We start from the raw sequence: 11,628 nt of genomic DNA, 5'->3' as shown, positions 1-11,628 counted from the left end.
CGCCGGACGCGGCGGTGAGCACCAGCGTGCCGGTGCCGTTCCCGGCAACGCCGACATCGTTATGGGCCGCGGCATCGAGCAGCAGTGCCCCCGAACTCGCGATCAGGCTGACCGCGAGCGTCTCGGCGGCCAGCCCGAAGCCCGCCAGCAGCGCGGCCGGATCGTCGGCGATGGCGAGGCCGAGCGTCTGCGCGACGCCGGCGGTGAGCGGCAGACTCGCCGGCGGCGCGACGAAGGCGGGCGGCGAATCGGCAAGGGCCTGCACCGCGATGGTCGTCGCCAGCGTCGTCCCGCCGCTCGTGGCGCTGACGCCGAGCGTGCCGGTCCCGCTCGCCGAGGCGCCGATGGCGAGGCTCGCCAGCGCATCGTTCACCTGCGTTGCGGTGCCGCTGATGGTGATCGCGTTGCTGCCCAGTGCAACCGTCGCCCCGCCCGCGCTGCTGGCGGAAAATGCGTAGGCACCCGACAGGGTGACGCTCGCCGGGGCCCCCGCCGCCAGCCCGCCCAGCGTGAAGCCGCAAGGCGGCACGCCCGCAACCGAGGACAGCGCCAACCCGTCGATCAGCCCGATCGCATCCGGCCCGATAATCTGGAACGTGCCCGACATGCCGCCCTCCAAGGTAAGGGCGGCATGATATTATTCTACCTAAAGTAGTTCAACCGGGGAATTTCGCCTTAACCGCGAAGTTCGCGGCGCAGGATCTTGCCGGTCACGGTCTTGGGCAGGTCGTCGATGATCTCCACCGTGCGGGGATATTTGTAGGCGGCCATGCGCTCCTTGCAGAAGGCGATGATCTCCTCCTGTGTCGCGCTGGTGCCGGGCCGCAGGCTGATCACGGCCTTCACCGTCTCGCCGCGATAGGAGTCGGCGACACCCACCACCGCCGCCTCGCGCACGGCGGGATGGGTATAGAGCACGTCCTCCACCTCGCGCGGCCAGACCTTGTAGCCGGCGGCGTTGATCATGTCCTTCTTGCGGTCGACCAGGTAGAACCAGCCGTCCTTGTCCATGAAGCCGACATCGCCGGTATGGAACCGGCCGTTGCGGATCGCCTCGGCGGTCTTGTCCGGCTTGTTCCAGTAGCCCGGCACGATCATCGGCCCCTGGCTGACGATCTCGCCGACCTCGCCCACCGGCAGTTCCCGCCCCTCGTCGTCGCAGATCCAGGAGATGGTGTTGTAGGCCGGCACCCCGATCGACAGCGCGCCCGAGGCCGGATCGACCGGCGCCTCGCGCGAGAGCGGCACGACATGCGTGGGCGAGTTGGTCTCGGTCAGCCCGTAGCCGTTATGGATGTAATGGCCGAACGTCTCGCGGAAGGCGGTGACCACGCTGGGCGGAATCGGCGCGCCGCCGGAGTAGATCCTGGTCATCGAGGCGAGCTTGGCGGGGGCCGCGTCCGGATGGTTCATCATCGCGATGAAGGCGGTGATGGCGCCGATGGTGAAGGCCGCCTTGTGTTCCTCGATCGCGTCGAGCATCACGCCCGGCTCGAAGCGATAGGCGAGGATCAGCGGGGAGGCGGTGATGAAGGCGGCGGCGATATGGCCGATCAGCCCGGTGATGTGGAACAGCGGCGCGATGCCGAGGATCGGCGCGCCCTCGCCCAGCCCGATCCAGTCGCGATAGGTCTGGGCGTTGAAGGTGACGTTGCCGTGGGTGTTCATCGCCCCCTTGGGCACGCCGGTCGTCCCCGAGGTGTAGACGAGGAAGGCGATGTCGTCCGGCTTGTAGGATGGCGCCGGCGGCAGCGCCCCGCCCGCCGCGATCGCCGCCTCGAAATCGACCGTGCCGGCGCAGGCCACGCGCTGCGTCGCGGCGAAGAGGCGCCTGTCGTTGCGGGTCTGGAAGGCGAGCGCCGAGGTGGTCAGCACGATCTGCGGCCGCAGGCCCGGCTCCAGCGCGCCCACCGTCTCCTCGAAGGTGGTGTCGTGGCAGACGACCGCCTTCGGCGTGCAGTCGGCGAACAGGATGCCGATCTCCCGCGCCCGGTTCATCGGGTTCACCGCCACCGCGATTCCCCCCGCCTTCCAGGCGCCGAGAATGGCGATGACGAATTGCGGCACGTTCTGCAGGTAGACCGCCAGCCGGTCGCCCGCGCCGAAGCCGTGCGCCGCGAGATAGCCGGCCAGACCGTCGCTCAGCCGGTCGAGCTCGGCATAGCTGATCCGGCCGTCGAAATAGAGAATGGCCGGCGCCTGCGGCGCCCGCGCCACGGCGGCGCGGAACATCGCCAGCGCATCGGTGAACTCGGGCACGATCTCGGCGGGCTGGCCCGCGTCGTAGAGCGCGAGCCAGGGTTTCTCGTCGTAGATGCTCATCCAGGCGTCCTTACTTGATCACGACGGGGTTCACCGGCGCGCCGGTGCCGTTGACGACCTTGAGCGGTGCGGCGGTGTAGAGGAAGGTCCACTGCCCGTCCTTCGCGCAATCATCGGCGAGGTCGTCGAGGGCGGCGATCTCGGTGAAGGTGACGCCGAGATTGCGCATCAGCGCGTTGTGCAGCGGCAGCACCACGCCGGAGACCGGGTCGGCGGTGATCTCGTTGGCGATCGTGTCGGTGACGAGATTGGGAATCTCCATCTCGTGGAACCATTTCACCAGTTCCTTCGAGTAGGTCAGGCCCGGCTCCATGAAATCCTTGTAGAACTCGTCCTTCTCGCGCTTGTAGTAGGAGCCGATCCAGCCGGTGCGGATGATCAGGATGTCGTGCTTCTCGATCTTCGTGCCCTGCTTCTCGGCCGCCGCCATGAGGTCTTCGTGGGTGAAGGTCTCGGCGCGTTCCAGCCAGGGCTTGCCGCGATGGCGGGCCATGTCGATCAGGATGCCGCGGCCGACGATGCCGCGCTCGGCGATCGGCAGCACGCTGGCCTTGGTCATGCCGCCCGCGGTGGTGCGCGCGTCATAGCCGTTGTAGAGCGTGTCGTCGCACCAGACATGGCCGAGCGCGTCATACTGCGTCGAGCCCTGGAGATACATGAACAGCACGTCGTCGGCGTATTCGGCGTGGCCGGGGAAGACCGGCCCCTTGCCGCACATGTAATGGCCCTTGTCCATCACGTTGATCCGCACCGGGTCCTTGCGGCCGGGCCAGACCGGGTCGCCCTTGGGGTGGCACATCTGGATCTGCAGGGTGAAGGTCTTGCCCTGCTTCACCGACTGCACGCCGCGCAGCACCTCCTGGCTGGTGAGAAAGTTGAGGCCGCCGACCTCGTCGTCCGGCCCCCAGCGGCCCCAGTTCTTCGGATCGTCCTTCAGCAGTTCGGTGACGGGAATCTCGGCGCGCAGTGATCCGGCCATCTTCGTTTCCTCCATGATGGGGCGGATCGTTGCCGCCCGGGCGCATCCTGCAACGCGCATCCGGGCGGCACAAGAGGCAGCGAGACTGCCGGGCTCAGGCTGTTTCCGTCTGGAACACCGCGGCCGGATGTTCGTCCGCCGGGCCGAAGAACTCGAAGCGCAGCCGCTCTTCCGGCACGCCGAGCCCGGCGAGCCCGCCGATCACCGCGCGCATGAAGGGCTTCGGACCGCAGACATGGAACACCGTGTCCGCCGGCACGTGCGCGTGCAGGAAGGCGGCGGTGACGAGCCCTTCGCGATCGTAGTCGATGCCCGGCCGGTCCTCCTCGGCGGGCTCGGCGTAGAACGTCGCGGTCGAGACGCCGGGCGCCCGCGCCTCCAGCGCGCGGACATGCTCGCGCATGGCGTGGACGCGGCCGTTCAGCGCGCCATGCACCCAGAAGGTCGGCCGCTCCGGCGACGCCGCCACGATGGTCTCCAGCATGCTGACCATCGGCGTGAGGCCGACGCCGCCGCTGACCAGGGCGACCGGTGCCGTCGACGCGGGATCGAGGAAGAAGTCGCCCGCCGGCGCGGCCACGCGCAGGATGGTGCCGGGCACGGCGTGATCGTGCAGCCAGTTGGAGATCCGGCCCATCTTCTCGCGCTTGACGCTGATGCGATAGGCACGGTCGTTCGGCGCGCAGGAAATCGAATAATTGCGCCGCTGCTTGCCGGTGCCCGGCAGGTCGAAGGCGAAGCCGAGATACTGGCCGGGGCGATGGCGCACCACCGTCCCGCCATCGGCCGGCACCAGCGTGAACGACCGAATGACGCTGCTTTCTTCCACGACCTCCTCGACCGCGAAATCCCGCCAGCCGTTCCAGCCGCCCGGCGCGGCGGCGAGATCGCGATAGATCGCGGCCTCGCGGCCGATCAGCAGCTCGGCGAGGAACCAGTAGGCCTCGCCCCAGGCGGCGAGGATCTCGGCACTCGCCGCATCGCCCAGCACGTCGCCGATCGCGGCGAGCAGCGCGGTCGCCACATGCGGATAATGCTCGGGCAGGATGTTCAGCGCGACATGCTTCTGCGCGATCCGCTCGACCGCGCCGGCCATCGGCGCGAGATTGTCGATATGCCGCGCATAGGCCAGCACGGCGCCGGCCAGCGCCTTCGGCTGCGCGCCGGCCGCATCCTGATGCGACTGGTTGAACAGCTCGGCGATCGCCGGGTTGCGGAACATCAGCTCGTACATCCGGCGGGTAATGGCAAGGCCGTGCTGGTCGAGCGCGGGCACCGTGGCCTTGATCAGGGCAATCGTGCGGTTGGAAAGCGGAGCGGGCATGGGCAATCTCTTTCTGCAGCCGGAGGATGGTTACCGTCTTAAAGGTGTATTTTCGGTGCAGGTTTTATGCGGAACCGAATTCGGTATTACCAATACCTGTTTTGAGAACCACCCATGCGCGACCCGGCCTCGACAGGCCGGCCCGCGCGTGAGCAACGCATTTTCGATTCAGGAAGCCATCCGGCCGCGCGGCCTTCGGGCGCGGCCTAATCGGCGTCGGCGGTCTCGAACTCGACGTCGCGATGCACGTGCACCGACATGAGAACGCCGAATGCCAGCATCACCGCGGTCAGCGCCGAGCCGCCATAGGAGACCAGCGGCAGCGGCACGCCCCCCACCGGGATGAGGCCCATCACCATCGCGAGATTGACGAAACAGTAGAGGAACAGGTTCGTCGAGATGCCGAGCGCCACCAGCCGGCCGAACTGGTGCCCGCAGCGCAGGGCCGTATAGGTCGCCATCGCCACCATCGAGAGCAGGATGGACACCAGCACGAGCGACCCGGCGAAGCCGAATTCCTCGGCGATGATGGTGAAGACGAAATCGGTCTGTTTCTCGGGCAGGAAGTTGAGCTGGTTCTGCGAGCCGTGCAGGAACCCCTGCCCCCACATGCCGCCCGAGCCGAGCGCGATCTTCGACTGGATGATGTTGTACCCCGCACCGAGCGGATCGCGCCCGGGATGGAGGAAGGTGAGGATCCGTTCCTTCTGGTAGCCGTGCAGGTGATGATAGGCGAAGGGCGCGATGACCGCGACGAGCCCGATCACGATCGCGAATTTCCACCAGCGCACGCCGGCGCCGAGCATCACCGCGCCGCCGATGCTCATGGTGATCACGGCGGTGCCGAGATTGGGTTCCTTGAGGATCAGCCCGGCGGGAACAAGGATCGCGAGCGCCGGGGGGATGAGGAAGAGCGGATTGCCGACCCGTTCGTGGCTGGCCCGGTGGAACCACGATGCCAGCGCCATGGCGAGGAACAGCTTCATCAGCTCGGAGGGCTGCACGTGCACGCCACCGAGGTCGAGCCAGCGCTTGGCGCCAAGCCCCACATGGCCGAATTTCCAAACCGCGACCAGCAGCAGCACGCCCACCCCGTAAAGCGGCCAGGCGAGTTTCGCGATCAGCCGGATATCGACCATCGCGATCGCGATCATCATGATCAGCGCGGCGAAGAAACGCTCGATCTGCGGCGTGGCATAGGGCTGGCCGTGGCCGCCGGCCGCCGAATAGAGCGCCGCATAGCCGATCCCCGCCACCGCGCAGCATGCGAGAACGAACAGCCAGTTCACCCGCAGCAGCTTGGCGGCGATGCCGGTGCCGCGCTCGTAATAGGGCTTGTAGGTCTTGTCGGTCAGCAGCGTGTTCATGCCGGCCCCTCCCCGACGAGCTTCGCCTGCGGCGCCTCGATCACGGTTCCCGGCGGTGCCGCGGTCAGGTCCCGGGTCAATGCGGCGGTGACCAGGTCACGGGCGATCGGCGCCGATGCCGACGCGCCCTCGTTGCCGTGCTCGACCGCCACCGCCACGGCGACGCGGGGGGCGTGCACGGGCGCAAAGGCGATGAAGAAGGCGTTGGGCCGGAACTTCCAGGGCAGCGTCGCGTCGTCCAGATTGGCCTTTTCCTCGGCCTGGGTATTGTCGTGCACCTGTGCCGTGCCGGTCTTGCCCGCCATGAACACGCCCGGCAGGGCGAGGCGCGAGGCATAGCCCGTGCCCTTCGGCGTGTTCACCACATCGAACATGCCCTGGCGGACCGCGGCAAGGCCACGCTCGTCAAGGCCGAGATGCGGCCAGCGATCCGGCATGTCCTCGTGCAGCAGATCATGCCCGATCCCGCGCGCGATATGCGGCTCCACCGCCCGCCCGGTGGCGATCCGCGCCGTCATGGTCGCAAGGCCAAGCGGCGTCACCTGGGTATAGCCCTGCCCGATCCCCTGGATGACGGTGTTGCCCTTGGTCCAGACCAGCCGGCGCTTCCGCGCCCAGGCGGTCGTCGGCAGAAACCCCTCGGAGACGGCGGGCAACCCCAGCGGCAGCTTGCCGATCAGCCCGAGGCGCCGCCCCATCGCCGCGATCCGGTCGATCCCGACCGCCAGGGCGACGTGATAGAAGAACACGTCGCAACTCTGCTGCAGGGCGCTGACCACGTTGACATGGCCGTGGCCGTAATGATCCCAGCAGTAGAAGACATGATCGCCGAGCTTGAGATAGCCGGGACAGAAGAAGGTCGTGTCCGGCGTGATCGCGCCGCATTGCAGCGCCGCGAGCGCGGCGCAGGGCTTGAAGGTCGAGCCGGGCGCGTAAAGCCCCCTGGTCGCCCGGTCGCTCATCGGGTGGCGCGGGTCCGACATCCAGGATTTCCACACCGATTCGGGAACGCCCGTGTCGAAGAGCGACGGATCGAAACTCGGCTGGCTCGCCATGGCGAGGAGCTCGCCGTTGATCGTATCGATCATCACGGCCGCGCCGGACTGCCCGCTCAACCGCTGCGCCGCGATCGTCTGCAGCCCGGCGTCGAGCGTGGTCTGCACCGTCCGGCCCTGCACCCCGTTGTCGCGGTCGAGCACGCGGACGACCGATCCGTGCACGTTCACCTCGGTCTGCACGATCCCGGGCGTCCCCCGCAGCACGTCGTCGCGCACCCGCTCGACGCCGGCGCGGCCGATCCGCATCCCCGGCAGCGCGAGAACGGGATCGGAGGCGGCTTCCTTCTGGGTGGGGCGGGCGACATAGCCGATGAGATGAGCCAGCTGCGCGCCGAACGGATAGACCCGCGATGCGCCGACATCGACGAACACCCCCGGCAGATCGGTCGCGTTCACCTCGATCCGCGCCATGTCGTTCCAGTCGAGATAATCTTTCAGAAGCAACGGGATGTAATGCGGCTTTCCGACCAGATCGCGCATGATCCGGGCGGTTTCGCCCGCATCGAGGCCGACGATGCGCGAAAACCGCTCGACCACCGCCCGCGGGTCCGGCGCCTCGATCATCATGAACATCGCCCGCCAGTGCCGCTTGTTGCCGGCGAGGACGGTGCCGTAGCGATCGGTGATCAGCCCGCGCAACGGGGCGACCAGGCGTTCGTTGATCGAGTTGTGCTTGGCCAGCGTGGCGTATCGTCCATGCTCCAGCACCTGCATCCGATACAGCCGCAGGCCGAGCAGGCCGAACACGCCGAGTTCCGCCGCCCCGAGCAGCAGGGCCCGGCGGGTGAAGATCGGCCGCAACTGGCGTTCGCGCTTCATGCCCGCCTCAGGCCTGTTCCGGCGCGGCCGGGCCGGCATGCGCGCGCGACAGCGGCACCGCCACCAGCGGATAGAACAGAATGCTGATCCCCGCCTCCATCAGCGCGGGCGCGATGGGCAGCAGCGTGAGATCGAGCGTCGCGCGGATCACCCATTCCAGTGCGACGACAATCGCGACGCAGCCGGCGAAGGCCAGCCAGACCAGCATGAAACCCTGCCTGAGCAGGAGGCGGCGGGACATTCCCACCGCCGCCTGTTCCAGCAGCAGCAGGACCGACCAGACGCCGAGCGGCACGTTGCCCAGCAGCCCGAGCAGGACGCCGATCAGCGCGACCACCGGCGCCGGCAACGCGCCGGGGCGATACAGCGTCCAGAAGAATACCGACGACATGACGAACCCGGCGCGCAGTTCCGCCTGGGCCGGCAGCAGCCCCGGCAGGGCCAGCAGCACCATCACCACGACGATCGCCGCGGTCGGCAGCATGTGGCGCGCCGCCCGGTCGAGCGCGCGCCAGAGATCCATGAAGTCGATCATCGATGGACCCGCCTTCGGGTCACCGCGCCTTGGCGATCGTTGCGTTGGACGCCACATCGGTCGAGCCGCCGGTGCCGTACTCGAAAATGCGCAGGACCCGCAGACTGTCGAGCCGGGCGAACGGCACCACCTCCGGGTCGTTCCGTCCGGCGTAATGGACGATGCCGACCGGCAGCCCGTTCGGGAAAATGCCGCCGACGGCGCTGGTCAGCACGATCGCCCCCTCGCGCGGCGGCTTTCCCGGCGTCCAGTACAGCAGCCGCGGCGACGCGGTATTCTGCCCGACCATGATCGCCCGCTCGCCGTCCCGCCCGATCGCGACGGGCACCTTGCTGTTCAGGTCGGTGATCAGCAGGACGCGGGCGGAACGCGACCCGGCCTCGATCACCCGGCCGACCACGCCGGCGCCGTCCATGGCCACCGCGTCGCGGACATCGCCGGGGTGGCGCGGCAGCGTCACCATCACCGAACGCGCATAAAGCCCGCCGAGATCGGCAATGACGCGGGCGGTGAAGAAGCTCGGCGTCGGCGTCGGCACATAGTGCAACTGGGATTTCAGCGCCTCGTTCTGCGCCTCGAGCGCCAGGGCGACGGCCCGCCACCGCCGCAATTCGTGATTCTGGACCCGCAGCGCCGCGTTCCGCGCGCGCAGGTCGAACCATGTGCCGACCGCGCCGCGATCGGTCTCGACCGCGCGGACAGGCGCCGCCGCGGCCCGGTAGAGCGGCGCAAGCGCGTCATCGACCTGGGTGCGGAGGAACACGCCGAGACGGCGATCCGCCCGCCCGGCCAGAACCAGCGCAAGCGACATCATCAGCATCACGGGAAGAGTCAGCCGCGAGAGAGCTGTTCTGACAGGCATGGACAGCCGCAGCATGCGGCAAGCTCCGCTTAGCAAAGGGATACGATGCGGATCGTCTTACGCCAATCGCGGCCCGAGTCCAAGAACGGGTTTTCCCTTTCCCCGCGAATCACGAATTTTCGTCGGGTTTGTCCTCGCGTTTTTGCAGGTATTCGGCCAGCGCCCCGAGAACGAGCCCGGCGAAGACCAGTCTCGCCGGCTCACGCCGCAACAGCGCGGCGAACACCGCCAACCCCTCGCGCACCACCCCGGCCCGCGCCGCGGCGGCGAGCGGCCGCGGCCGGCTGCGCCAGGCATAGGTGCCGATCCCATACAGCAGGGCGGAGAGCAGAACACAGGCTCCGGCGAACACGAACGGCGCGTAAACCGGACCGATCGCCGCGGCCACCGCCTGTTCGGCGGCGACGAGCAGGAACACCAGCCCGATCAGCAGCACGACGACGGCAGCAACGCCGAGCCCGACCCTCAGGCCGAGCCGCCGCATGGTCGCGCCGTCGAAGAAGAGTTCGGTCAGGAAGCGCAGCACGTCAGCGCCCCGCCGGGGGCGGCACGCGGGTCACCGCGCGCGGCGCCGGCGAAACAGATGCGCCGCGACGAACCCGAGCCCGGCGGCGACGGCCAGCGCCGCCAGCGGCTTCTCCCGCACCGACTGCCCGATCCGCCCGGTCACCGCCCCGCCCTGCAGGCGCAGGTCGCGGCTCAGCGCATCGAGTTCGCGCTCGATCACCGCCAGCCGGCCATCGAGCGCGCCGCGCAGTTCCGTCAGCTTCTGCGGTCCGTCGCCGAAATCGCGCGCGGCCTCGCCGGCAAGGCGGCCCAGCCTGGTGCGCAGATCGTCGAACTCGTGCTGGAAGCGGCCGAATTCGCTTCCCAGCATGTCCGCCGCCTCTTTCCGCCTTGCATTCCAGTCCGCCATCCCGGCCTCCTTTCGCGCTATTCGACGTGATCGATGATTCAGGAATGGGAAGCCGCGCCGGGCGCTTCAAGCGGCCAGGCCGGACTCGTCCGGCTCCCGATAGGCAATCTCGATACTCAAGCTTCCGTCATTCGGAAATTGCGATTACATGACCGCGATGGCGTCTCCGCACCCCGACCTGCCCCGATCCCTCGCCGGGCTCTCGCTCCGCGATCTCGAATATGCCCAGGCCGTCGCCGAACTCCGTCATTTCGGCCAGGCGGCGGAACGCTGCGGCGTGTCCCAGCCGGCGCTGTCCGAGCAGATCCGCAAGCTCGAGGCCATTCTCGGCGTCACCCTGTTCGAGCGGACCCGCCGCCGGGTGACGCTGACCTCGGCCGGCGTCACGCTGCTGGCCCAGATCGAACGGGTGATGGCCGAAGCGCGACATCTGCTCAGCCTTTCGCATGAACAGCCGCAGGGGCTCGCCGGCACGGTCGGCCTCGGCGCGATCGAGACGCTCGGGCCCTATTATCTCCCCTTCGTGCTCCGGCTGCTGCGCGCAACGCGGCCGGGGCTGTCGCTCCGCCTCGCCGAGGGACGCACCGCGCGCCTGCTCGACCGCCTCGCCGAGGGCGCGCTCGACATGGTGCTGCTCGCCGCCCCCGTGCCACGCGGACATTTCAGCACCGCGCCGCTCTTCTTCGAGCCATTCCAGCTCGCCGCCCCGCCCGGACACGCGCTCGCCGGACTGCGCCGGCTGGTGCTCGACGACCTGCCGACGCAGGACCTCCTGCTGCTGGAAGAGGGCCATTGCCTGCGCGACCACGCGCTGTCGCTGTGCGACGCGAAGCCGGTGACGCGCCACGCCACCGGGCTTGAAACGCTATGGCAGATGATCGCCGCCGGCGAGGGCTATTCCCTGCTGCCGGAACTCGCCGTCTCCGCCCGCCCGGAGCTGCGCGACCTCGTCGTCTGCCGCCGGCTCGACGATCCGGATGCGGGCCGCACGATCGTGCTGGCCTGGCGGGCATCGGACCCTCGCGAGGCGGCCTTCCGCGATCTCGCCGGCCAGCTTGCCGCGAACCGGCCGCCCTGCACCCATGCCCCGGCACAAGGATGACGCACGCCCCGGCAGGTGCTACCGCCACCGCGATGATCCGCGCCTTCAAGTCCCGCACCCAGTCGCCCGCCATCCAGGCCAGGATCGGCGCGATGGTCGGCGCCGCCCTCGGCTTCAGCCTGCGGACGACGCGCTGGCGGATCGATGCCGATACCTTCATCGACGTCCTCCGCGGCGGCGCGCCGGCGATCGTCGCCTGCTGGCACGAATGCCTGCCCTCGATGCCCGCGGCGATGCACGCCCTGCGCCGCCCGGCGGATGCGCCGACGGCCTACATGCTGGCGAGCCGCCACCGCGACGGCCAGCTCGTGGTCAACGCGCTGCGCCGCTTCGGGCTCGAGGCG

10 protein-coding genes and 2 pseudogenes are annotated in these 11,628 nt (G+C 68.8%); 2 read left to right on the top strand and 10 right to left on the bottom strand.

Going from position 1 to position 11,628, the window contains the following annotated elements:
- From APM_RS08315 to APM_RS08270, 10 genes and pseudogenes are all read right to left on the bottom strand, one after another.
- Positions 1-607 (bottom strand): annotated as a pseudogene (locus tag APM_RS08315) (hypothetical protein); the annotation flags it as partial.
- A 68-nt stretch (positions 608-675) separates the two neighbouring features.
- The gene (locus tag APM_RS08310) at positions 676-2,322 is read right to left on the bottom strand and encodes a class I adenylate-forming enzyme family protein (RefSeq protein ID WP_007422918.1); all 1,647 of its coding nucleotides are present in this window, start codon (positions 2,320-2,322) and stop codon (positions 676-678) included.
- 10 nt (positions 2,323-2,332) lie between these two features.
- Complete coding sequence (locus APM_RS08305; RefSeq protein ID WP_007422917.1) at positions 2,333-3,301, bottom strand: cyclase family protein; 969 nt, start codon at positions 3,299-3,301, stop codon at positions 2,333-2,335.
- Between the two features lie 94 nt (positions 3,302-3,395).
- Positions 3,396-4,625 carry an NO-inducible flavohemoprotein gene (gene hmpA, locus APM_RS08300; protein ID WP_007422916.1) on the bottom strand — a complete coding sequence of 410 codons (1,230 nt, stop codon included), beginning with the start codon at positions 4,623-4,625 and terminating at the stop codon, positions 3,396-3,398.
- A 206-nt stretch (positions 4,626-4,831) separates the two neighbouring features.
- Positions 4,832-5,992, bottom strand: coding sequence for a rod shape-determining protein RodA (gene rodA / locus APM_RS08295; RefSeq protein WP_007422915.1), 1,161 nt, complete (start codon positions 5,990-5,992; stop codon positions 4,832-4,834).
- Positions 5,989-7,869, bottom strand: a complete 1,881-nt coding sequence (gene mrdA / locus APM_RS08290) for a penicillin-binding protein 2 (protein WP_007422914.1) — start codon at positions 7,867-7,869, stop codon at positions 5,989-5,991. Before mrdA ends, rodA begins: the two co-directional genes overlap by 4 nt.
- A 7-nt stretch (positions 7,870-7,876) precedes the next feature.
- Positions 7,877-8,404: a hypothetical protein gene (locus tag APM_RS08285; protein ID WP_007422913.1), complete on the bottom strand. Its 528-nt coding sequence runs from the start codon at positions 8,402-8,404 to the stop codon at positions 7,877-7,879.
- A 19-nt stretch (positions 8,405-8,423) separates the two neighbouring features.
- Positions 8,424-9,281, bottom strand: coding sequence for a rod shape-determining protein MreC (mreC, locus tag APM_RS08280; RefSeq protein ID WP_007422912.1), 858 nt, complete (start codon positions 9,279-9,281; stop codon positions 8,424-8,426).
- Between the two features lie 94 nt (positions 9,282-9,375).
- Entirely contained in the window at positions 9,376-9,792 is a 417-nt protein-coding gene (locus APM_RS08275; protein WP_007422911.1) for a hypothetical protein, read from the bottom strand.
- Between the two features lie 30 nt (positions 9,793-9,822).
- Entirely contained in the window at positions 9,823-10,182 is a 360-nt protein-coding gene (locus tag APM_RS08270; RefSeq protein WP_007422910.1) for a DUF883 family protein, read from the bottom strand.
- Between the two features lie 157 nt (positions 10,183-10,339).
- Between APM_RS08270 and APM_RS08265 the strand changes: the two genes are divergently transcribed.
- Together APM_RS08265 and APM_RS08260 are read left to right on the top strand one after the other, a co-directional pair.
- A complete protein-coding gene (locus tag APM_RS08265) occupies positions 10,340-11,284 on the top strand; it encodes a LysR substrate-binding domain-containing protein (RefSeq protein WP_011941672.1) in 945 nt (314 codons plus the stop codon).
- Positions 11,281-11,628, top strand: a pseudogene (locus APM_RS08260) (hypothetical protein); the annotation flags it as partial. The gene APM_RS08265 and the pseudogene APM_RS08260, both read left to right, overlap by 4 nt.

The sequence above is a fragment of the Acidiphilium sp. PM genome (assembly GCF_000219295.1).
Taxonomy (GTDB): domain Bacteria; phylum Pseudomonadota; class Alphaproteobacteria; order Acetobacterales; family Acetobacteraceae; genus Acidiphilium; species Acidiphilium multivorum.
Note: the sequence above shows the minus strand (reverse complement) of the source record. Positions and strands in the feature narration are given on the sequence as shown.

Bases quoted from the DNA above. Each gene is read 5' to 3' on its own strand.
- APM_RS08310 (WP_007422918.1), bottom strand. From the start codon at position 2,322: ATGAGCATCTACGACGAGAAACCCTGGCTCGCGCTCTACGACGCGGGC.
- APM_RS08305 (WP_007422917.1), bottom strand. From the start codon at position 3,301: ATGGCCGGATCACTGCGCGCCGAGATTCCCGTCACCGAACTGCTGAAG.
- hmpA (WP_007422916.1), bottom strand. From the start codon at position 4,625: ATGCCCGCTCCGCTTTCCAACCGCACGATTGCCCTGATCAAGGCCACG.
- rodA (WP_007422915.1), bottom strand. From the start codon at position 5,992: ATGAACACGCTGCTGACCGACAAGACCTACAAGCCCTATTACGAGCGC.
- mrdA (WP_007422914.1), bottom strand. From the start codon at position 7,869: ATGAAGCGCGAACGCCAGTTGCGGCCGATCTTCACCCGCCGGGCCCTG.
- APM_RS08285 (WP_007422913.1), bottom strand. From the start codon at position 8,404: ATGATCGACTTCATGGATCTCTGGCGCGCGCTCGACCGGGCGGCGCGC.
- mreC (WP_007422912.1), bottom strand. From the start codon at position 9,281: ATGCTGCGGCTGTCCATGCCTGTCAGAACAGCTCTCTCGCGGCTGACT.
- APM_RS08270 (WP_007422910.1), bottom strand. From the start codon at position 10,182: ATGGCGGACTGGAATGCAAGGCGGAAAGAGGCGGCGGACATGCTGGGA.
- APM_RS08265 (WP_011941672.1), top strand. From the start codon at position 10,340: ATGGCGTCTCCGCACCCCGACCTGCCCCGATCCCTCGCCGGGCTCTCG.